Annotated in this window: 13 protein-coding genes; 8 read left to right on the forward strand and 5 right to left on the reverse strand. The window is 69.2% G+C overall.

Annotated elements, in window-relative coordinates:
* Nucleotides 1-6: 6 nt before the first annotated feature.
* The gene (locus tag F5X71_RS07430) at nucleotides 7-3,828 is read right to left on the reverse strand and encodes a WD40 repeat domain-containing protein (protein ID WP_167461270.1); all 3,822 of its coding nucleotides are present in this window, start codon (nucleotides 3,826-3,828) and stop codon (nucleotides 7-9) included.
* A gap of 330 nt (nucleotides 3,829-4,158) precedes the next feature.
* Here F5X71_RS07430 and F5X71_RS07435 point away from each other — a divergent pair, with 330 nt between their 5' ends.
* On the forward strand, nucleotides 4,159-5,235 hold the full coding sequence (locus tag F5X71_RS07435) for an AraC family transcriptional regulator (protein WP_167461271.1): 1,077 nt from the start codon (nucleotides 4,159-4,161) through the stop codon (nucleotides 5,233-5,235).
* A 22-nt stretch (nucleotides 5,236-5,257) separates the two neighbouring features.
* On the opposite strand, the gene F5X71_RS37410 is transcribed toward F5X71_RS07435, so the two are convergent.
* The 3 genes from F5X71_RS37410 to F5X71_RS07450 form a co-directional block, all read right to left on the reverse strand.
* The gene (locus F5X71_RS37410; protein ID WP_275106774.1) at nucleotides 5,258-5,668 is read right to left on the reverse strand and encodes a LysR family transcriptional regulator; all 411 of its coding nucleotides are present in this window, start codon (nucleotides 5,666-5,668) and stop codon (nucleotides 5,258-5,260) included.
* 91 nt (nucleotides 5,669-5,759) lie between these two features.
* Entirely contained in the window at nucleotides 5,760-6,425 is a 666-nt protein-coding gene (locus F5X71_RS07445) for a S1 family peptidase (protein WP_167461272.1), read from the reverse strand.
* 28 nt (nucleotides 6,426-6,453) lie between these two features.
* Nucleotides 6,454-7,191 (reverse strand): DsbA family protein, encoded by a 738-nt coding sequence (locus F5X71_RS07450; protein ID WP_167461273.1) that lies wholly within the window; start codon nucleotides 7,189-7,191, stop codon nucleotides 6,454-6,456.
* Between the two features lie 286 nt (nucleotides 7,192-7,477).
* Here F5X71_RS07450 and F5X71_RS07455 point away from each other — a divergent pair, with 286 nt between their 5' ends.
* Genes F5X71_RS07455 through F5X71_RS07465 form a run of 3 tightly spaced genes read left to right on the forward strand, consistent with a single transcriptional unit; the run spans nucleotide 7,478 to nucleotide 8,872 of the window.
* On the forward strand, nucleotides 7,478-8,008 hold the full coding sequence (locus F5X71_RS07455; protein WP_167461274.1) for a hypothetical protein: 531 nt from the start codon (nucleotides 7,478-7,480) through the stop codon (nucleotides 8,006-8,008).
* The gene (locus F5X71_RS07460; RefSeq protein ID WP_167461275.1) at nucleotides 8,005-8,289 is read left to right on the forward strand and encodes a hypothetical protein; all 285 of its coding nucleotides are present in this window, start codon (nucleotides 8,005-8,007) and stop codon (nucleotides 8,287-8,289) included. The genes F5X71_RS07455 and F5X71_RS07460 overlap by 4 nt, the downstream gene beginning before the upstream one ends.
* Nucleotides 8,279-8,872: a hypothetical protein gene (locus F5X71_RS07465; RefSeq protein WP_167461276.1), complete on the forward strand. Its 594-nt coding sequence runs from the start codon at nucleotides 8,279-8,281 to the stop codon at nucleotides 8,870-8,872. The genes F5X71_RS07460 and F5X71_RS07465 overlap by 11 nt, the downstream gene beginning before the upstream one ends.
* Nucleotides 8,873-9,163: 291 nt before the next feature.
* Here F5X71_RS07465 and F5X71_RS07470 read toward each other — a convergent pair whose 3' ends face one another.
* Nucleotides 9,164-9,559, reverse strand: a complete 396-nt coding sequence (locus tag F5X71_RS07470) for a DUF7144 family membrane protein (RefSeq protein WP_167461277.1) — start codon at nucleotides 9,557-9,559, stop codon at nucleotides 9,164-9,166.
* 268 nt (nucleotides 9,560-9,827) lie between these two features.
* Between F5X71_RS07470 and F5X71_RS07475 the strand changes: the two genes are divergently transcribed.
* The 4 genes from F5X71_RS07475 (at nucleotide 9,828) to F5X71_RS07490 (ending at nucleotide 22,181) form a co-directional block, all read left to right on the forward strand.
* Nucleotides 9,828-13,253 (forward strand): hypothetical protein, encoded by a 3,426-nt coding sequence (locus F5X71_RS07475; protein ID WP_167461278.1) that lies wholly within the window; start codon nucleotides 9,828-9,830, stop codon nucleotides 13,251-13,253.
* A gap of 81 nt (nucleotides 13,254-13,334) precedes the next feature.
* Nucleotides 13,335-14,558, forward strand: coding sequence for a lipase family protein (locus F5X71_RS07480; protein WP_167461279.1), 1,224 nt, complete (start codon nucleotides 13,335-13,337; stop codon nucleotides 14,556-14,558).
* A gap of 174 nt (nucleotides 14,559-14,732) precedes the next feature.
* Complete coding sequence (locus F5X71_RS07485) at nucleotides 14,733-16,286, forward strand: acyltransferase domain-containing protein (protein ID WP_167461280.1); 1,554 nt, start codon at nucleotides 14,733-14,735, stop codon at nucleotides 16,284-16,286.
* Nucleotides 16,287-16,295: 9 nt separating this feature from the next.
* Nucleotides 16,296-22,181 carry an SDR family oxidoreductase gene (locus tag F5X71_RS07490; protein WP_167461281.1) on the forward strand — a complete coding sequence of 1,962 codons (5,886 nt, stop codon included), beginning with the start codon at nucleotides 16,296-16,298 and terminating at the stop codon, nucleotides 22,179-22,181.

Here is a 22,181-nt window from a genome sequence, read left to right on the forward strand (position 1 = left end):
GCGCCGTCACTTCCGGCGCGAGTCCTGGCCCGGGCACAGCTCCATGGTGGGGTCGAATTCCGGTACGTCATAGGTTGGTTCGCTGTCGAAACCGGATCTGGCGGCCTCGCACAGTGTGTCGGCCACCTTGGCCGGGTCGGTGGTCCAGCGTTCGGAGGCCACGTTCGAGATGCCGAAGACCCGGTCGTCGCCGGTGCGGTCGAACCGGACGAACCAGCGCGCGCCGAGGTCGAGGGAGATCGACCGGCCCAGCGGTCGCGGTTGCGTCGGATCGTCGACGTCCCAGATCCGCACCGACTGATCCACGCCGGAGGACACCAGCCTGCGGCCGGTCCGGTCGAGCGAGAGGCCGACAACCGTGGCGGTGCGCACGGAGGTCGTCTCGACTCGACCGTTCGAGTCGAGCGTCGCGAGATCCCAGGTGCGGATGGTTTCGTCCTCGGCGCTGCTGAACAGATGCCGTCCGTCGGCCGCGAACGCGAGGGCCGATAACGGCCCCCCGTGCCCGGTGAGCCGGGCGCGCAATACCGGGTTGCGTCGGTCGCTGATGTCCCACAGATAGATCACGCTGTCGCGGGAGCCGACCGCGACCAGCGACGAGTCCGGTGACAGTGCCAGGACTCGGAAGGCGCGGGCGGAGTCGATCGACGCACCGCCGAGCGCGTGCGGCGCGGCCGGGTCGGTGACGTCCCACAACCGGATCGACGCGTCGTCGTCGCCGGTGACGAGCAGCCGGTTGTCCGCACTGAACGCGGTGGCCGTGAAATACCTGGTGCGGGTGGGCAGCGGCGGGCCGAGCGGTACCGGCCGGTCGGGGTCGCGCAGATCCCACAGCTCCACGCTGCCGCCGCCGTCGTCGGCGGCCGCGAGCACGGTGCCGTCGGGGCGAACCTGCACGACCACACCGTGATACGGCTGCACCGTCGCCCGTGTGTCCGACGCGGGCGTGACACTATCCGCGCTGACCCGCCACACCTGGAAACGGCCGTCGTCACTACCGGTGACCATTCGGCTTCCCGCGTCATCGACCTCCACGGAGGTGAACGGCGCGGTCGAGGAGACCGGGATGTCGGCGGACGGACGGGTCCATACGCGTACCCTGCCGTCATTGCCCGCGGTGAGTACGCGCGCGTCGCTGGTCACCGCGAGACGCGATACCGGCCCGCGGTTGCCGCCGAAGGGCCTGCCGAAGGGCTGGAACCCGGAAACCGTTTGCTGCCAGAGACAAACCTTGCCGTCCCCGCTACCCGAGATCATCTGCCCTTGCGGCCCGAAGGCGAGGGCGTTGATCGGACCGCTGTGCACTGCCTGGGGCGTGCCGAACTGCTGCGGCGCGGCCCGGTCGGTGAGTGTCCACATGTGCAGTGCGCCGCTCGCGGTGCCGGCCATCAGACGATCGTTCGGACCGAGCGCCACCGACCGGACTGCGGTGTCGGTGCGCAGCGGTGCGCCGATCGGGGTGAATTCGGCGGGATCCCAGATCCGGACGGTGCGATCGTCGCTCGCACTCACCAGCGTGGCGCCGTCGGCGCTGATCGCCAGGGCGTTGATCGTGTCCTCGTGCGCGCGCACCTGGTGGCGCACCCGCGGTGCCGCGGGATCGGCGACATCCACCGAGGTCAGCTGCCCGTCATCGGTGGCGGCCACGATCGAACGGCCGTCCGGTGCGTAGGCCAGAGCTCGCACCGGGGCCGAGAGTTCCACTGCGCCAAGGGCGCGCGGCTGTTTCGGGTCCCGAACATCCCACAGCTGGGCCCTGCGGTCATAGCCCGCGCTGGCCAGTATCCGCCCGTCGGGTGCGAACGCGGCCGAGGTGACCGAGCGCTGATGGCCGCGCAGGCTGTCGCCGATGGCGACGGCGCGCGCACTACCCGCCAGCTCCCACAGCCGGATCAGTCCGTCCTCACCTGTGCTGGCCAACAGGTTGCCCGGCGCGTAATAGGACAGCCCGAGGATCCGGCCCGCGTGCCGTGCGTCGGAGGCGTTGATCACCGGATAGACCTGGGTGGACACCAGGTGCGCCCTGGTCTCCGCGTCGTCGGGCCGCATCCGGTAGGCCTGCAACGCCATTCGCTCGGACAGCTGCGGATCGAAGTCGACGGTCCGCCTGGCGTTGTGGATCAGCGCGTCGACCTGGGCGGCGATCCGCTCCCGCTCGATCGCTCGATGTTGCTGGGTCGCCAAGGCGCCCGCGAACAGTGCGACCACACCGAGCAGCGCAGCCGCCGAGCGCAGCACCCGCCGCCGTGCGGACACGCGGAGCTGATGGCGCACCGACTCCGCGACGAACTCCTTGGCGATGCGATTGACCGAGCCACCGTTGCCGGTCACCACATCGACGGTCTCGAGTCGTTTGGCTTCGTACAGCAGGCTTTTCGGCCGGCCTGCCGCCGACCAGGCCCTGGCGTCCTCCTCGATTCGATGCCGGGCAGGCCCGAATTCCTTTTCCTCCGCGACCCATTCGGCCATGCGCGGCCACACGCGGGGTACGGCGTCGTGCAGCAACTGGACCGTGTCGCTGTCGACGACGATCAGGCGTGCGTCGACGAGCCGGGCGACCACGTCGGCGGCCAGTTCGGGATCGGTCGACTCGTCGACGAGCGCGGTGTAGGCGATGTGGTTGCGGGTGACCGAACGCGGTCCGATCACCGTGAGCGTCATAAGGATCGAGCGTGCGAAGCTCTGCTGTCGTGGGGTGAGCGCGTGCCAGGCCTGTTCAGCCGTGGTCGAGACCGAGCCCGCCATCCCACCGGCCGCCCGGTATGCCTCCAGGGTGAGCGTGCGGCCGCGGCGGCGGGCCCACGTGGCGTGCAACACGTGGGAGAGCAGCGGCAGCAGCGCCGCCCGGCCGTCGTCGGAGGCCGCGGCGTCCAGGTCGCGCAGCACGATATCGACGAGCGCGGGCTCGACGTTCAACCCGCAGGCGCGGGCCGGGCCGACGATGGCCTCGCGCAGCTCGGGCTCGGTCATCGCGCCGATGATCACCGAGGCGTCCCGCATCGCGCCGGCCAGCACCGGATACTGGATCAGGTCGTTGAAGAAATCGGACCGAATCGCCAGCACCGCGGTGACTTTGCGGGCGGCGTCCGGCGCGGTGAGTTCGGCAAGCTCGTCGACGAAGACCCGGCGCTCGGCGGTGTCGGAACAGAGGGTGAACAGTTCCTCGCCCTGATCGATGAGCAGCAGCAACTCGGCGTCGGCGGGTGCGTCGTCGATACCGGCCCGCAGTGTCTTACCGGGGTGGGCGCCGGGACAGATGAGTATCGGGGTTCGGTGCCCGGCGTGGGCTTGCAGGCCCGCGGCCAGCAGGGAGGACTTGCCCACGCCCGAGACGCCGACGACGAGCACGAGCCGGGCAACGTTCGGGTCGGCTTCGACGGCCGCGATCGCCTGGACGACGCTCTCGCGGGCGCTGTCGCGGCCGAAGTACAGATCGTGATCCTCGGCGCGATAGGGCGAGAGCCCGCGGTACGGAGGATGACCTGGATCGCGTACCCGCAGGCCGGAGAGCCCGGGGTCGTTCTTTGCCTGCCGCCAGTAGACCCGCCAGCGCGGCAGGTCGAGCAGGCTGTGGTCGACGGTCTCCGGTAGCGGCTGCGCCTTGGCGTCACCGATGAGCACCGCGAGAACGGGCAGCACGGCGTCGAAACTGGCGGGCACCGTCTTGCCGCGGCGCCAATCACTGAATCGCTGTCCGGTCACGTTGACCGCACCGGGCACACCGCGCGCGTTCGCGCGTCGCAGCAGCGACTTCACCACGGGTGAACCCGCGAGTTCGTACAGCGCGGTCAGCCGTTCGGCGAAGCGCTCACGGGCACCTACTACCACCGGGCTGACTCCTGGAGATTCGACGAACAGCACAAGGGTTTCTTGTGCACAGTGACAGATTGAAGGTAGCAGTGCCGCGCGGGTCAGCGAATCGCCAGCAACAAAAAGTGACGGTTGTCATGTTTGAGAGCTGCCTGTCATTGCGGCGTAGATGTTTTTGCATCCGTCAAGAGGTAATCCTGTTACGTTTGAGTTAAATATCTCCGTGCCGGAATATCCGTTCACCGCATCTGCCTGCATAGATTCCGGATCATGTGCTGACGAGATTGGTTGTGAATCAGCTTCAGGAAATGATTGATCCGTTCGGAAGACACGTGAGGAGCAATCTGAATGGATAGTCTCGATCCCGAGTTCACGACCGCCAGCATTCCACCAGCTATCTTGGTGCGACTGCTGGCCGTCGCGGCCGACCGCGGCGTCGATGCCGGGCCGTGGTTCACCGGAACCGGAATCTCGCCTGCCCAGCTCGACGCACCGGACGCCAGGGTGTCCTATCGACAGGCGACCATGATCCTGCGGCGCGCACTGCGGGCGATGCCCGCCGGGCCGACCGGGCTCGCCGTCGGGACCCGCAACGCGGTGGTCGGCTACGGGCTCGTCGGCTTCGCCATGCGGTCGTCGAGAACGGTCGGCGACGCGGTCACGCTCGGTCTGGAACTGCATCGGCTGGCGGGCAGCCTGGTCGACCCCGAGTTCGTCCGCCGCGGCGACCACGCGGTGCTGCGGGTCTTCGAGCGGCTGCCAGATCAGGAGCTGAGCCGGTTCCTGGCCGAGGAGGCGATGGCCGCGATGCTGGCGTTCGCCCGCTCGCTGGTCAACGCGGAGATAGACCCGATCGCGCTGCGACTGAGCTTCCCCGCGCCCGAGCACGCCGCGGAGTATCGCCGCTACTTCCGCTGTCCCGTCGAATTCGGCTGTGCGGAAACCGAGATGGTCTTCTGCAGCAAGATCCTCGACTGGCCGTTGCCGACCTACAGCGAAGCCAACCTGACGCTCGCGCGCGAGGCCTGCGAGCGGATGCGGGCGGGCCGCGACGCCAGGCCGGACAGTGTGGCCTCGGTCGAATCGATCCTGGGCGAGAACCTGCGCAGGTCGATGACCATGGCCGAGGTCGCCGAGCAGCTGTTCGTCACCGAGCGCACGCTGCGCAGGCATCTGCAGGCGGCGGGGGAGAAGTTCAGCGAAATCCGTGACCGGGTGCGCAGGCGACGCGCGCTGTTCCTGGTGCGCGAGACCGGGATGACGATCGCGCAGATCGCGGTCGAGACCGGATTCAGTGACGCCAGGGAGTTTCGGCGCGCTTACGTCCGGTGGAACGGTGAGCCGCCGAGTCGCACGCGCAGCGCCGCCGCGGTGCACTGGGGTGGGCCGCCGCGCGACCTGGAGAGCGAACTCATCGCTTCCTGACCGCATCGCGGGTGCGCACCGATCACAATGGTTGGAGCGCACCCGCGCGCTGTGTCCGCACCGTCACCTCGCGCGAGGCGAGCAGTAGCGTGCGGGAACCGTCGCGCAGGGTGCGGCCGGCTTCGGTGAGTGCCACCCGGCGGGTCGTTCGTTCGAAAAGCGTGACACCGAGTTCTTTTTCGAGCCGGCGCACCGAGGTGCTCAGTGCCTGCTGGGTGATGTGCAGGCGCCGGGCGGCTCGGGTGAAACTGAGCTGCTCGGCCACCTCTAGAAACTGCGCGAGCCGATAGAGATTGAGCGGTTCGCTGGTGTTCGACAGTGGATCGGGTCGCATGGTCCCGCCTGTCTCAGACCCCGGCGCGCCGGTTCCCGCGCCGCCGACGCGCGCACCGATACCGCGCTCCGGGTGGCCGATACGATCACTGATCCCCATGCGTACCAGCGTATTTCGACTATTCGCCGGTCGGGTAGGGGATAGCTGGCCGAAAAGGTGCACTAGCCGGACGTTCGCGGCGAAACCGGCCTCAGATCGGTTGGAAACCCGCGCCCGCACCGCCGCGCGCGTCGAGGTCGCCGACAATGGCCGTCATGTTCGTGCCGAGCTCAGGGCCGAGGCAGCCCACGCCGAGATAGGCGTTCACCATGCCGACGAGGGTGGTTCCCGCGACGACCGGAGCGCCCGAATCGCCCTCGATGACACACATCTGGGTCCAGGTCTCGGTACCGCTGCCCGCCAGGTCACCCCAGACGATGCCGCAGGTGGTGCCGGTGGTGCGGCCCTCCTTGCAGGTCACCGCGGGGAAGTCCGGTGGCGCGCCGATACCGGTGATGGTGAGGTTGCCGATCCTGGACACCGGGACGATCGTCGCGGGATCGAACTCGATGAGCGCGTAGTCGAGATCGGTGTTGCGGAACGCGATGCGCCCGATCGGGCCTGCTCCCGGTGCGGCCTCAGCGGATATCGTCGCGCCCGGCTCGCCGCAGTGTCCGGCGGTCAGTCCGACCAGCCGCCCCTGCCGGTCGTGCCCCACCGTGGTCACGGTGCATTGCGCCGCGTCGTCGATGACGATTCCGGAGCCCCCGCCGATGACCGCGGGCCCGGGCTGGGCGTGGGCGGTGCTGCCGAGCGGGAAGCTCGCGAGCACGCCGAGCACGAGCGCGGCGATGGCTTTGCGTGAGGTACCGATCATCTGCGTTCCGATCTCTAGGTGTGATGGGCTATTCGGAGGTGGCCGTGCGGACGGCCGCGTCGAGGCCTTCCGGCGTCAGGTTGGTCACCGTGGTGGCGCCGACGCGCACGGTCGGTGCGTGGGTGAGCCCGGCCGCGACGGCGCGCTCAGTCCGATGCGCGGTGTAAGCGCCGAAGCGACGCGTCGTGACGCACTCGCGGAACTGTGGTGTCGGGTCGATGCCCGCGCGGGACGCGAGTTCGATCAGCTCGTCGTCGGTGCGGCCGGGGGTGCCCGGTGCCGGAACCTCGTCGTACAGTTCGCGCTGCCACTGCGGCCACCGGCTGATATCGGCCTCGGCCACGCAGGCGCTCGCGTTCACGGCCCGGCTGGAGTAGCCGGTGGTCGAGTCGCGATCTCGGATGGCGACGAGGTCGTAGTCCACGGCAACGCGCCGCTGCGCGATCAGCGCGTCGAGCGCCGGGCCGGTCACTGTGACGAAAGAACGGCACAGTGCGCACTGGGGATCTTCGGTGACGGTGACAACGACCGGCGCCGCCGGGTCGCCGACGCGGATCATGCCGTCCTCGGTCAGCGTGGCCGGGCCTGCGACGGCCGCGGCGGCCGCCGCGGCTGCCCGATCGCGATCTCGAACCTGGTTGGTCAGGCCGACGGTGATCGCGGCGGTGAGCAGGATCAGTACCGCCGCGGTGAACAGGCGACCGGCCAGGCCGATCCGATTCCATTGATCGGCGCGCGGCAGGTAGCCCTTCCGGGTCTTGCGCATCAGTGATTTCTCCCCAACGGATCTGGGCCAGAAGCCTCGGGCCGTGATCGACCCCGGCGAATGTGAGCCAAGCTAGCAAATCGGTAGCAACCATGCAATGGATGACGTCCGTCAAGGGGTTGGCGTGTTAATTCTGGGTAAGAAATTTCCGGACCGGAAAGGCGGCCCAGCCCGTTTCACCTGCCTTGATGTCGCCGAACGGAAGTGGTTGGCATTGACCAAAACGTCGAGTGCCTTGAAATATGTCGGTTGGCAATCTGGCAGTTATCGGAAGAAGAGGATCGTCATGAGTGATGCGGCAACGCTGCACCTGGAGTACCTGTACGGCCCGCAGTGGCGCGAGGTCGTGGCGATCGTTGAGCGGGCGGGCCAGCTGAGCGCGGAGGAACGAGAGCGGCTGAACGCGGTCGCGGGCAAGAGTGCCGAGGCGCAGCTGAAGAACCTGCAGGGCGCCGCGCTGAACGGTGGCGGCGGGTTGTCGGCGCTGCTGTCGGGTCTCGGACAGTCGGGCACACCGCAGCCATTGCAGATCGCGACCCAGGCGGCCAAGGAATTCGGTCGATCCCGCAACGTGCAGATCGCCACCGCGGTCGCGGGTCAGGCGCTCTCGCCCGGCGCCGGGACCGGGGACCTGGCCGGCATTCTGCAGTCGCTGGGTTCGATCGGTGCCGTGACGGTGGTGTCGCAGGCGGTGAGCGCCGCGGTGCTCGGTGATCTGGTCGGGCGTGGCGAGTTCACCCAGGGGGTGTACGACGAGTTGGTCCGGTCGTGGCGTGAGGTCGTCGGACCCGAGCGTGCTGAACCCGCCGAACGATGAACATCACCTCGGGTCAGTTTCCGGCCAACGGGTCCGCGCCGTCGTTCACCGATATCGCGGAGTTGCGTTCGGCAGCGGTCAGTTTCGGCTACGAGCAGCACGACGTCGCCGAGGCGCGGGAGGCGTTCGAGCACAATCGGGCCGAGCGCCGCGGCCCGATCGGCTGGTGGAATCGGCACAAACTGCTGACCACCGGTGTCAGCGCCGCCGTCGCGGCGAACCTCATGTTCGTGCCCATGGTCCAGAACGCGGCACTGACGGTGCTCGGGCATGTGCTCTGAGCGGCGTCGTGTCGCGCCCCGGTTGATCAGGCTAGGTGGTGCGGCACTGCTGGCGGGCGCCGTCGGGCTGGTCGCGGCGTGCGGCCCGCCAGGCGGCGCCGGCGCGGCAGCGCCGACGGCAGGTCCCGACAGCGCGGACTGCTCAGGCGGGGCCAGCACGACCAGCGGGCTGCAACCGGCCATGCGGCAGCTCACCGACAACCTCACCGCGCTCGGTCCCGCGGCAGAGCGCAACGACCTGTCCGAGGTGCGTTCCCGCCTGGACAGCGCGCGTGGCTCCGCGGCGCAGATCAGCGGCGGATTGGCCGGCGCGGCGACGACGATGTCGCAGGGCTCGCTGATTCGCACCCAGTTCCAGGCGGCCGCCGACGCGGGCGGCGTCCTGCGCGACACCCTCGACGACCTGAACGGCAAGCTCGGCGGCGCGCAGCCACCGGACGAGGAAGCGGGCGCTCGGCTGCAGCAGTCGGTGACCGAGTTCAACGCCGCGGTGGAGCGGGTGTCGCTGGCGTGCTCAAACCATTTCTCCGCCGCGGTGGTGGAACCGACGACATCGGTCCCGCCGACGCGGACCACGCGATAGACGACATCAGTCGGAGGGCAATGATGTTGGCACCCAAGGCCTCGCGACAATCGGATTCGCCACCGGTATTCCGATCAACGCGCTATCCGCCCCCGGAATCGAAGCGTTCGATTCCGGTGGTGGTCGTACTCGCCCTGCTGCTGGTCTATGTCGTGCTGTGGATCGGCTGTGCGGCCATTGTCGTCGGGTGGTGGTGGAATTACCTCACCCCGTGAGAAATTTTCGGGATCGACTATTCGTATCGGCGTGTTTTTCGGTGCCCGCGAAATAACTGCGACGATGGTGTCCTGGTTATCTGGGCGCGATCGTGCGGTGCGGTAGTTCCCGGATCAGCGTGCAGACCGTCAGCAGCACGATGACGACCAGTATCAGTGCGAAGTCCGGATAGCGGGCCGCGAACACGACGCTGTCGACCCCGCTGACGGCGACCGCGGCGACGCCGACCGGATAGGCGCTCGGCCTGCGGCTGAGCAGGTAGCCGCCGCAGCAGATGATCAGTATCGCAACGACGAACAGGTACCAGCCGGGCCGGGTCGAGGTCGATGGCTGGGTCACCGTCTGCCGCATGAAGCAGATCTTCCGGTCGGTGAGTGCGGCAGTGGCGGCGAGCAGTTGCACGAACCCGGCGGAGATGGCGAGCGCGCCCGAGTAGCGGGGTGCGTTCGCGCTGTGCCGAATTCTTCGCATCGGATCACTCCTCGCCGAAACGGTGGTGATATCCCTCGTCGGGCATATCCGACGATTTACCGCATTCCCGTGGTACGGGCGGGCGGGCTTTCATCACTACTATTTGTATGGAAACCGAGATCACACCGCATATTTCATCCAAACCTTTTTTCAAAGCGACCGATTCTCGATAGCGCTTGTGGTCGATTATTGCCATATTCTCCCGATGCGAAGTATTCGAAATCCTCAGTGAAAGGCATAGCGAGCCGTGGAAACGTCGAACAGCTATATGCCCGATGTCAGATCGCGAGTCACCAAAGCCTCGAACCGGCATCGGAAGAAGATCGCCAGAAACCGCCGCGGGCTGTACGCGGCCGCCGCCTTCGCCTCGGTCGCGACCGCGTCCCTCGGCGCGGGTGGCCTCGCCCACGCCGATACCGCCCCGCCCATCGACAACGGGCTGATCACCCAGTTCGGGACCAGCGTGGGGTCGGTGCTCGATCCCGGCACCCGGACCCAGGTGGAGTCGGCGCTGACCGGGGTCGCGTCGCTGACCCAGGGAACTCCGCTGGCCGACTCCGTCGACAGCTTCGCCACCGCGGTGCGCGGACCCGCGCCGGCGTCCGCACCGACACCCGAGGCCGTATCGGCCCCGGATTCGCCTGCGCCGCTGCTTCATTCGGCGGTGCGCAGCACCGACGCCGGTAACGCCGGGATCGCGGTCAACGGCGGCACCGGCCGAGCACCCGCCGCGGTCGAGGAGATCGCGGGCGCGGTCGGTCAGATCGCCGGCTCGGGCCTGGACCTGCGGCAGATCGGGGCATGGGCGGAGCAGCTGCCCGCCGGGCCGTTGCAGCAGCCGGTGCAGGATCTGCTGGCCTTCGTCCGCGATGCCACCGAGCAGGCGGGTGCGCGCCGGACCGACCCGGCCGCCAACGCGCTGGACACCCTGATCACGCAGGCTCGCGCGGTCTTCGACTTCCCGGAGGCGGGCGAGGATCCGACCAAGGCACTGCGCGAGCTGGTCGAACCGGTCATCGCCACGGCCTCCGGTGCGGACTGGTCGCCGGTGCTCGCCGCGATCGCTCCCGCGGTGCAGCAGGTGGCATCGGGTGCCGACATCACGACGGTGCTCACCGAGCACCTGACGCCGCTGTTGCAGTCGGGGCCGCTCGCCGACGTGGTCCGCCCGATCATCGTGCACTTCGCGCCCGTGCTGCAGGAGATGGCGCCCACCCTCACCGCCGTTTCCCAGGGCTCGTTGCCGACGACCGCACTGCTCGGCGCCCTCGAACAGGTGCTGCGCTCCGGGACGCTGACCACCGTGCTGGCCCCGTTCACCGGGTTCCTGACACCGGTGCTCGCGGCGTTCGCCGATCCCGGCTCGGCGTTCGCGCCCATCCGCGACACGCTGCTGCAGGTGGTGCGCGGGCTGCTCCCCGGCCAGCTGCACCAATCCGCGCTGGCGCTGCCGATCGTGCTGCCGCTGGTCGCCATTCCGATCTTCCTGGCGATCCTCGCCATGCCGGTGGTCGGCGTGGTCGTGCTCGGTCTCGCGGCGGCGGCGCTGGTGGCCGCCGTGGTCGGGGTCGTGGTCGTCGGCGGCCTGATCGCCGCGGCGGTGGTCGGCGCGCTCGTGGTCGGGGCGATCGTGCTGGCACCGGTGCTGGTGGTCGTCGGCATCATCGCGCTGCCGGTCGTCATCGCCGGACTGATCGCCTTCCAGTTCGTCGCGCCGTTCGTGCTCGCCGGCCTGCTCGCGGCGATCGTGGTGGTCGGCGTCGGCGCGGTGCTGGCCGCCGCGGCGGCGCTGGTCATCGGCATCGTGCTGACCGCGATCGCCTTCGTGGTGGCAGGCCTCTTCGCCGTCGTGGTGACGGCGTTGCTGCCGCCGCTGGCCCTGATCGTCGGTCCGCTGCTGTTCACGGGTGCGCTCGCGGTGCTGGTGGGTGGCCTGCTGCTCACCGCCGCGGCGGTTCTCGGCGTGCTGTTGCTCGGCGCGATCGGGATCGCGGTTCTGGCGGCGATCACCGGTCTGGCTTCGCTGCTGACCCCGTTCGGGCTGATCGCCCTGCCGATCCTGGTGGTGCTGCTCGTGCTCGCCGTCGCAGTGCTCGGCGCCGCCGCCGTGCTCGCGCTCGGTGTGCTGGTGGTGGCGGGCATCGCCGGTCTGGTGCTGCTCGGTATCGCGGCGGGCATCACCGTCACCTGGCTGCTCGCGCTGGCGCTGGTCGCGCTCGGCCTGGGCTGGGTCGCCGGTGTGATCCTCGGCTTCTTGGTCGGCACTGCCGCCAAGCTGCTTGCCCTCGGTGGTGTGCTGGCCGCGGCCGTGGCCGTGGTCTTCGGCACCATCGCCGCGGGACTGCTGATCCTGGCATTGCCGATCATCGGGCCGATCCTCGCGCCGCTGCTGTTCCTCGGACTGGTTGCGCTGCCCGTGGCACTGGCGCTGGCGTTCGCGCTCGGCGGGTTGGCGCTGGGTGTGGTGCTCACCGTGCTCTGCGTCTCCTCCGGTCTCGCGCTGCTGGCCGGGCTGTCGGCCGCGGTCCTCGTCGGTGCGGTGATCCTGATGGCGCTCATGCCGTACGCGATTCCGATCATCCTGCCCGCGGCGATCATCTTCGCGGCGATCATGGCCGGATTGCTCACCCTGGTGACCGCCAGTGCCACCGTGCTGATCCTGATCGAGGGTGGCCTGTACACGCTGCTGGCGTTCGCCGCGGCGATCATCGGCGCCGGCCTGCTGTTCGTCAGCGGGTTCCTGTTGACGGTGGTCGCGTTCGTCGGCTTCGTGATCGCCGCCGCCCTGCTGATTCTGTTCTGCCCGCCGCTGGCGCTGCTGGCCTCGCCGCTGATCTTCGGCGGCATCCTGGCGGTGCTGCTGGGCACGATCGGGGTCACCATGGCGGTCGGTAGTGCGGTCGCGATCGGGATCGCGGCGGCCGCGCTCGGCTTCTTCGCCCTCTGGGCGACGGCGATCGTCGCGCTGGCCGCGACCTTCGTGCTGGTGTCGTCGCTGTTCCCGCCGCTGTGGCTGGTGACGATTCCGATCGCGCTCGCGGCCATCGCGGTCGTGCTCGTCCTGTCCGCCATCGGTTTCGGTGCGGCGGTGCTGTTGGCGGCCGCGGTGTTCCTGATCGGCAACGCTATCGGTGTCGCTCTGGGTGTGCTCGCGATCGTCGCGGTGGCGGCGCTGGCGATCATCGGTGTGGCGCTCGCGGCCGTGCTCTCGGTGCCGTACCTGCTGTTCTTCCCGGTCGCGGTCTTCGCGTTCCCGCTGGTGGCGCTCGCGCTGCTGGTGATCGCGTCGCCGTTCCTGCTGGTCGGGCTGGCGGTGGCGGCACTCGCGGCGCTCATCACCGCCGTGGGCGCCATCGGCATTCCGGTGCTCGCGGTGATCGGCGCGGTGGCGATGGCGGTCGGTGGCTGCGTGCTGTTCTTCGGTGCGATCGCGCTCGGCGTGCCGCTCAGCCTCTCGGCACCGCTGATCCTGGTCTCCAAGCCGATGGGCGCGACGGCCCGCTCCGGTCGCCGGGACGAGGCGGGTGACATCACCACGGCGGAGGTGGTGTCCGGGTTGCAGCACCTGCTGCGCCCCGAACCCGCTGCGGCGCAGCCGGTCTCGGCCACTTCGGCGGTTCCGACCGTCGGCACCGGTGTGACCGAGGGCCCGGTGCGGGCCAGCGAGAACCGTCTGGTGTCGGTCTCGTTGTGACGCTGTGAAACACGTGCCGGGGTCGGGCCGCGACAGTGCGGCCCGGCCCCGGCCCGATCCGAAAACCTCCAGGAAGTAGCGATGTTCGGTATCAAGACCCGCGCGACGGCGCGACTGCTCTTTCCCGTTGTGCTCGTGGCCGCGGTGTCGGTCTGCGGTATCGGCCCGGCGGTGGCGTTGCCCCCGCTGCCCGGTGCGCCTGCCGCGCCCGCGCAGGACGAGTTCTACACCCAGCCGGACGATCTGACGGGCCGCGGGATGGGCGAGGTGCTCGACAGCCGACCGGTCACGCTGCGCGATGTGCCCGCGCGCGTGCCGTTGACGGCCTGGCAGGTGAAATACGTGAGCCAGGATACGAAGGGGGTGCCCTGGACCACGGTGGCGACGATCATCCAGCCCGTCGGCGGCGCCCGGCTGGACCGGCTGGTCGCCTACGACCCGTGGATCGACGCTCTTGATCCACGCTGCAATCCCTCCTACCAGCTGCGCGCAGGCGCGCCCTTCATGGCGGGCTCGGGCATGCTCACCGAGGTGATCAATCTCGCGGTGCTGCTCGACCGCGGTTACACCGTCGTCGTGCCCGACTATCTCGGTCCGCGAAACCATTTCACGGCCGCCTACGTCGAGGGCCGCAACACCCTCGACGGTATCCGCGCCGCGCTCGGCTTCGCGCCCGCGGGACTGGCGCGCTCGGCCCCGGTGGGCATGTTCGGATACTCCGGCGGAGCGCGCGGCACCGAGTTCGCGGCTGAGCTGGCCGCGGAATACGCGCCCGAACTCAATCTTGTCGGTACCGTCGCCATCGGCCTGCCCGTCGACCTGCGGGCGTCCGGGTGGCGGATGAACAAGACCCTGTTCGCCGGCCTGGACGTGGCATCGGCATTGGGTCTCGCCCGCGCCTACCCGGAGCTCGGCTTGGCCGCGATGTTCACCGATCCACAGCTGGAACAACGGATTTCGGATCTGTGCAACGTCGAGATCCAGGCACGCTATGCCTTCGCCGACGGCCACGACATGACATTCGGCCGACGGTGGCCCCTCGACGAACCCGCGGTGGTGGCGGCGGTGGATTCCATCCGAGCCGGACAGCTGGGCACACCCGCGGCGCCGCTGTATCTGGCGGTCGCGGAGAACGACCAGGTGGCGCTGCCGGCGGACAACGATCGATTGGCTGCGGATTACCGTGCGCGCGGCGTCGCGCTGACCTACGTCAAAGTGCCGTTGGCCGACCATGTCTCGTCCATCTCGGTGGCGGGCCCGCCCGCCATGACGTGGTTGTCCGAGCGCTTGGACGGTGCCGCGTAGGCGATCGCGCGTCTTGGTGGTGCCCCGCTGTCGAACCGGGGTCTGCGCGGACATTGAGGTCTTTGACCTGGTGTATTAACTGGAAAGTTGCTCTAATTTCCTCGTGGTCACTCGGCGTGTCGCATTGCTGCCGGGTGCCGATGATGGGAACGGTCTAGCTCGCAAGGGGTTTCGATGACGGTCCACACGACAGCCGCGCTCTTCCCGGGGCAGGGCGCCTATTTCGCCGGTGCGCTGGCCGGGGTGCGTGACGTTCCCGAGGTTCGGGAGCTGGTGCGCGAGATCGACGAGGTGGCTGTCCGGCACGCGGGCGGCTCGGTGTCGGAACCCCTCTTCGCAACGGACGGTCCCGCCATCGATGAGCTGCTCGGTTCGGCGCCGGATCTGTTGCAGCTGGCGATATACACCGCCTCGGTGGCCGCCCATCGACTCCTGTTGAACCGAGGAGTACGACCGGATGTGCTGGTGGGGCACAGTTTTGGTGAGATAGCGGCACTGGTCGGCGCGGGCGCGTTCACCCCCGCCGACGGTGCGCGGATCGTATGTCACCGCGATGCCGCACTCCGGGAATCGGCTGAGCCGGACGGATATCTGCTCGCGGTGCGCGCCGATGCGGCGCGGGCCGAACGGATACTCGGCTTGATCGGCGACGCGCGGGCCGTCGTGGCCGCCGAAAACCATGACCAGCAAACGATTCTCGCCGGACCGCAGTCGGCGATGGATACCGCGGTCGCGGTCGCGGCCGCACTCGGTCTCGGCGCACTGGCGCTACGTGCGCCGTACCCGTTCCACAGCCCGCTGGTGCACGAGGCCGCCTTCGACTTCGCCGATCGGATCCGGGATATCCCGCAGGCGCCGCTGGGTGCGCGGGTCTATTCGCCGATCCTCGGTCGGGTCTATCGGGATGTCGACCGATTGACCGCGCTGTTGGCCGGGCACCTGATCCGGCCGGTGCGATTCGCCCCCGCGCTGCGGGAGCTACGGGCCGCCGGGGTCGGCGTCTTCGTCGAGTGCGGTCCGCTCGACGGCTTGACCAAGATCGCCCGCGCGGTGCTCGGCTCCGACGCGGAGTACGTCGCGCCCCTGACACCGGCGGCCGCCACTGTCGAAGTCATCGCCGAACTGGCCGGGGTGCCGCATAATTCGTCCGGCGCGGACGAACAGGACGCGGTCCACCAGGCCCTGGCCCCAGGACTGTCCGCGGCGGAGTTCAAGCGACGGTGGCGCGAGCACGTCGAGCGCATCATGCACCGCACGATCGCCGAGTTCGATGCCGAGGTCGATCCGAGAGCAAGTGTCGCGAAGAGTGCCTCGACCGACGCACTGGACACCGAGGACTACGACTGGATCGCCCCGGCGCCCGTTCCGCGGGCGTCCGCGCCCACCGCACTACCCGCGGCACCCGCTGCGCCCGCACCGGCATTCGCGCTGTCTTCGCCGGAACGCGCGGAATTGCTGCCCGGCGGGCCCGACATCGACGCGGTACCACCGCGTGCGGAACTCCTGCGGGAACTGGTGGTTCTGTACGCCGACGCGTTGGAGTACCCGCCCGAGGTGTTCGACGAGGACACCGATCTGGAATCCGAACTCGGTGTCGATTCGGTCAAGCAGACCGAACTGCTGCGCCGCGTCGGGGACAACTACCGGCTCGGGCCGCTGCCAACGGATTTCAAGCTCGGCGAGCACAATACGCTCGGGCGCATCGCCGACCTGATCAACTCTGGGTAGGCAGCCGCGATGACCGGACCTCTCGACGGCAAGATCGCGTTGGTCACCGGTGGCGCCCGCGCGGTAGGCCGGGCGATCGCGCTGCGGCTGGCGGCCGATGGCGCGCTGGTGATCATCAACCATTTCCGCTCGCCCGCCGACGCGCGCGCGACCAAAGCCGAGATCGAGGCCGCGGGTGGCCGGGCGCACATCATCCGCGCCTCGGTGGCCGACGCCGGCCAGCGCGATCGCATGTTCGACGAGATCGCCGCGACATTCGGTGCGCTCGACATCCTGGTCAACAGCGCGGCCAACGGCAGGCTCGCCGCGGGCCCCGCAGTGGACGAGGCCATGATCGATCTCGCGATCGACACGAATCTCAAAGGCGGACTGGGCTGTTCGCGCCGGGCCCGGGAGCTGATGCGGGGCAGGGCAGGCGCGAGCATCGTCAACATCTCCACCCTCGGCGGTGGCCAGTTCGTGCTCTCGGACTACCTGGCCTGCGGGCCGGCCAAGGCCGCGGTCGAGGCGATGACCCGTTATCTCGCCGTCGAATTCGCCCCGGACGGCATCCGAGTGAACACCGCCGCCGCCGGACTGCTGGAAAGTCCGGTAGCACACCAGTTCCCGCAGGCCGAGGCGCTGCGGCAGGCGACGGTGGCCGCGACGCCGCTCGGCAGGCTCGGTACACCGGAGGAACTGGCCGCGATCGTGGCGTTTCTCGTGTCAGCGGATGCGAGCTGGGTGACCGGGCAGGTCTTGCTCGCCGACGGCGGGCTGTCCACCGGCGCGGCCATGTTGTCGCCGCCACTGCAACCGGCCGCGCCGAGGGACGATCGGACGGAGTCGATCGGCACACTGGCGGCGCACGATACCGACGATCTCGACGCCGAGGAAACGGTGGTGGTCGTCGGTATGGGGATCACCGTGTCGGGGGCCAACGACCCGGCGGAGTTCTGGCGTGAACTGCATACCGGCGCCGAGCGTTTCATGCCCGTGCCACCGGATCGGTGGGACAACACCAACTTTCACGATCCGGACCCGACCGCCGCGGACAAGTCGTACTCCGAGCATTCGGCCTTCATCACCGATTTCGTGCCGCACCCCCGGCTGGCTGCCGAACTCGCCGCCGCCGGGCAGACCCAGGACCAATGCGAATCCACCACACTGTGGTTGCGCAATTCGGTGCTGCAGGCCATGGACTCGGTGACAACGCGTCCCACAGATCGCTGTGGATTCCTGGTCGGCTATACCGCTGATGGCAACCAGCACGCCGAGGAGGCGACGGTCGTGGCCGGGGCGCTGCGGCTGGCGCGAAATGCCGTGCGAAAACGCGGTATCGAGCACCAGGATGAGGGGCTCGCGGCCATCGAGGCGGCGCTGCGCGCCCGCTACCCGCGCAGCGTCACCGACCCGCAGCGGGTGTTTCCGCATCAGGTCGGTGCAGGCGCGATGGCGGGCATTCTGCCCGCGGACACCGAACTGCTGATGCTCGATACCGCGTGCTCGTCCTCGCTCTACGCCGTCGATCTCGGCCTGCGTGGGTTGCTGGACGGGCACTACGACGTGGCGGTCTGCGGTGGCGCGTTCGCGGTCGGGCCGCGCGGCTCGGTGCTGTTCGCCAAACTCAACGGCCTGTCCGCGCGCGGCGAGGTGCGCAGTTTCGACCGCACCAGCGACGGTGTGCTGTTCTCCGACGGTGCGGCCACGGTGGTGCTCAAGACCCTGCGCCGGGCGCGCGCGGACGGTGACCGAATCCTCGGTGTGCTGCGCGGGTTCGGCGCCTCCTCCGACGGCCGGGGCAAGGCGATCTACGCACCGAACGCGGATGGCCAGGAGCTGGCCATCCGGCGCGCACAGGCGCGTCCCACTATGCGCGGGGTGCGTCCCGGCTGGGTGCTCGCCCATGCGACCGGCACCCAGGCCGGGGACAGCGCCGAGTTCGGCACTCTGCGCAAGACTCTGGCCGGTAGTGAGCCGGTACGGGTGACGTCCAACAAATCGGTGATCGGGCACACCGGTTGGGCGGCGGGCACCGTGTCACTGGTGCAGGCGCTGCTCGGTTTCAGCAATGAGCTGATCCCACCGCAGCACCGATTCGACCAGCCCCCAGCGGAATTCATGATCGACGGGAGCAACCTGGAGATCCCGAAGGCGGCCGTGCGCTGGCCCGCTGGCGGTGACAAGCCGCGCGTCGCCGCGGTGTCGAGCTTCGGATTCGGCGGGACGAACGCACATCTCGTCGTCGAGGAGCCGCCGACTGTCGACTGGCGCGGACGCGGTGTGCCGACACCGCGATCGCAGCTCCAGGCCGCGCCTGCCCGATTGGCGGTGGTGGCGGTGGCCGCGCAGCTGCCCGGCACGACGCGGCCGCACGAGTGGCTCGCCGCCGAGCATCCGGTGACCACCTTCGGCGCGCGGTATCCGCTGCCGAGTGTCGCGGAGGTCAAGCTGCCGCCGGGGCTGCTGCGTGCGATCGATCGGTGCCAGCTGATGATCTTGGCCTGCGCCCGCGCGATCCATGCTGACCTCGGTGCCTTCTGGACCGCGAACAGCGCCGAAACCGGCGTCATAGTCGGTCATTTCGGTGAGACGCACAATGCCATGCATTACGCGACCCGTTCCTACCTCGACGACGTCGCGGCGACGTTGCGCGCCGATCCCGCACTGGCACGGGCGCCCTGGTTGCACGACTTGATCGCCGACTTGACGGCCGAGGTCGATGCGCTGGTTCCGCCCGCGACGGAGAACACCTTTCCGGGCATGATGCCCAACGTCATTCCCGCCAGGGTCGCGAACTACTTCGGGCTCAACGGCTTGAACATGACGGTGGACACCGGGTTCACCGCCGCGCTTAGCGCCGTCGACGTGGCCGCCCGCTATCTGCGTTCCGGCGAACTGCGCATGGCACTGGTCGGCGGCATCAACGGCAACAGCACCGAGGAACAGCGCACGCTGCTCGGTGCGCTGCTGCCCGACGCGGCGCGGCTGGCCGAGGGCGCGTTCCTGCTGGCCCTCACCACGGAGCAGACGGCGCGCGAGTCGAGCTTGCGGGTGCTCGGCTACCTGGATCCGCTCACGGCGGCGGCCGCGCGCGGCAGCGCGGAAGAAATAGAATGTGGTGCCCCGCAGTCGGATTCGCGGCCGAACCTGCTCGGTGCGGAGGGCGCGCTCGGCATCTTGACGGCGCTGGACACCGTCGGTGCCGACCGCTCGGTGATGGTGCGGTGCCGTGGCGGGAACGGCGGCGCGGACGCCGCGATCCGGGTGACCGGACCGGAATTCCGGGAAGAGGCGGGCACCGCGGCAGCGCCCGCGGTGTCGGTGGGTGAGCGCGACGCGACGGTACCCGTGGGCGAAACTGTGACGCTCCCCGTCGAATCGGCTACTGACATGCCGGAAAACCGTGGTGGGGACACGATCTCGGACAGCCGCGTCGACGTGCACACGTGGGCGTTGACCGCGGACCCCGGCGTGGCGGTCCGCCCGCCGATCGAATTCCTGCCCGAGGCCGCGACATTGCTGCTGATCGATGATCCCCGGGCGCTGCGCGGCCACGTCATACCGCGCCGTACGACGGTGCTCTCATTGCAGCAGGGTGACGGCGTCGTGTGGGTGCCGCGGGTGACCCCCGAGGCCGTCGGCGAGCTGCTGGAGCGGCTGGATCCACGGGGCGAGGTCCGGCATCTGCGCCTGGTCGTCGATCTGTCGGCTGACGTCGGCACCGAACGCACGGAAACGCTACGCGCGCTGCATGATCTGTGGTTCCTCGCGGCACGACAGCGCGCGGCCGCCCTAGCGAAGCCCGAGTCATCCACCGTGGCACTGCTGCTGCGCGCGATGGACGGTACCGCGCCGCGTCCGTACACGGGCCTGTTCACCGGCGCGATCAAGGTCGCGGCCCTCGAATGGCCGCGAAGTGCGGTGTTCGCCCTGGCGAGCGACGGTGACCTGCCTGCGGCCATCGACCTCGTCGCGTCGGAATCGATGCTGTCGCGGTCCCTGCCGGTCGCCTACTACCGTGATGCGGTCCGGTATCGGGCGACCTTGACGGTGTCGGCCGACTCGAATCCGGACGGCTATCGGCTCACGCGGGATTCGGTGGTGGTCGCGGCCGGTGGTGGCCGGGGTATCACCGCCGAAGTGCTGCTCGGCTTGGCCCGCGGCTCCGGTGGCCGGTTCTATATCCTCGGCAGCAGTGACCTCGATGCGCTGCCCGCACGCTACCGGGACTGCGACGACGCCGAATTCGCCGGCGCCAGGAAGGAATATCTGCGCCGGCGGCGGGCCGAGGACCCGACCGTCGCGCCGCGCGTGCTGAACGCGGAATTCGAGCGGTTCGCCAACGCGCGTCGAACGGCGCGCACGCTGCGCAGGCTCGAGGAGGCCGGGGCCACCAGCGTGGCGTATCTGTCGTGTGACGTCGAGGACCCTGCGGCGGTCGAGCGGGCCATGGCGTGCGTGCACGCCGCCGAGGACCGGATCGATCTGCTGATCAATGCCGCGGGCCGCAATCGGTCCGCGCCGATCGCGACGAAGGACTTCGACGAGTTCCGGCGGGTGCGCGATCTCAAACTGCTCGCCTACACCAATCTCGTTGCCGCGCTTGCCGGCAGGCCGCCGCGCCGGTGGTGCAACTTCGGCTCGCTACTCGGCGTCACCGGTCAGGTCGGCGAGGTGGACTACGCCTCGGCCAACGACTTTCTCGGCACCGCCGCGGTGGCGGGCGCGGCCGCGGGCCGCGACGAGCTCACCATCGGCTGGACGCTGTGGGGTGAGGTCGGCCTCGGTGCGAACCCCTTGACCAAGGCCTATTTCGACAAGACGGGGCAGTACTCGAACATGTCCACCGCGGAAGGCATCCAGCACTTCCTCGGCCAGGTGCGCGCCGCGCATCCGCATCCCTACACCGCGCATCTCGGCGTCGCGGAGTACGGGGCGGTCGACGCGTTGCTGCCCGGCTTCCTCGGGCCGAGCCCGCGACCGTTCTATCTCGATCGGCAGGTGGCCGCGGGCCAGGTGGACGGCCGTCCGTGGGCGGTGTACGAGCGCGACTTCGACCTGGATCGGGACGCCTATCTCGCCGACCACCTGGTCAACGGGGTGGCCACCCTGCCGGGCGCGTTCGCCGCGGAGCTGGCGTTGCAGGCGGCCACCGCGTTGCTGCCCGGCTGGCGTGGATATGCCATGGAGGAGTTGACCTTTCACCACTTCCTCAAGGTGCACCGTCCGGATCGTCCCGTGCGCAAGCGCATTCGTGCCGAGTTGCTCGACGAGCGAACCGATCCCGCGCACGCGCGGGTCCGTGTCGAGGTGACCGAGGACGTGATCGCGCCGAACGGAACGGTGCTCGTCCGCGACCGGCCGCACGTCAGCGTGATCGTATTGCTGGCGCCGACGTTGTCGCCCGCGCCGCGCTGGACGCCCTGGTATCCGGCCACCGAACAGCCTGTTGTCGATCCGTACCATCGCGCGGACGCGCCGATCCGGTTGACCGGTGTCTTCGAAACGACGTCGAACCCCAGGCTGCACCCACTCGGCAAGCGGTCGACCTACTGCCTGGAGCTGGCGCCGAGCCACCCGGTGTTCTCCCGGTTCCGCGTGCCGGTGCTGCTCATCGACGGCCTGCTCCGGACTGGTGTGCTCGCGGCGGGCGACGAGCTGGACCGGGCGCCCGTCGCCGCACCGCTGCGCATCGCGCGCCTCGACCTGTACGAGTACACCAACGACGCCCGCCTGGGCGACGGCGGCCCGATCGAGCTGTACGCGATGGTGCCGGACACGGCGACGGCGGGGGATGGCGCGGGCAATCTGTTCGTCGCGGTCCGCCCGGATGGGCGAATCATCCTGGCACTCAAGGGACTCGAAGCGATAACCACCGGCCTCGCACGGGTCGCGGTAGAAGGAGACGATTGA

This window comes from Nocardia brasiliensis (genome assembly GCF_011801125.1).
In the GTDB taxonomy this organism is placed as follows: domain Bacteria; phylum Actinomycetota; class Actinomycetes; order Mycobacteriales; family Mycobacteriaceae; genus Nocardia; species Nocardia brasiliensis_C.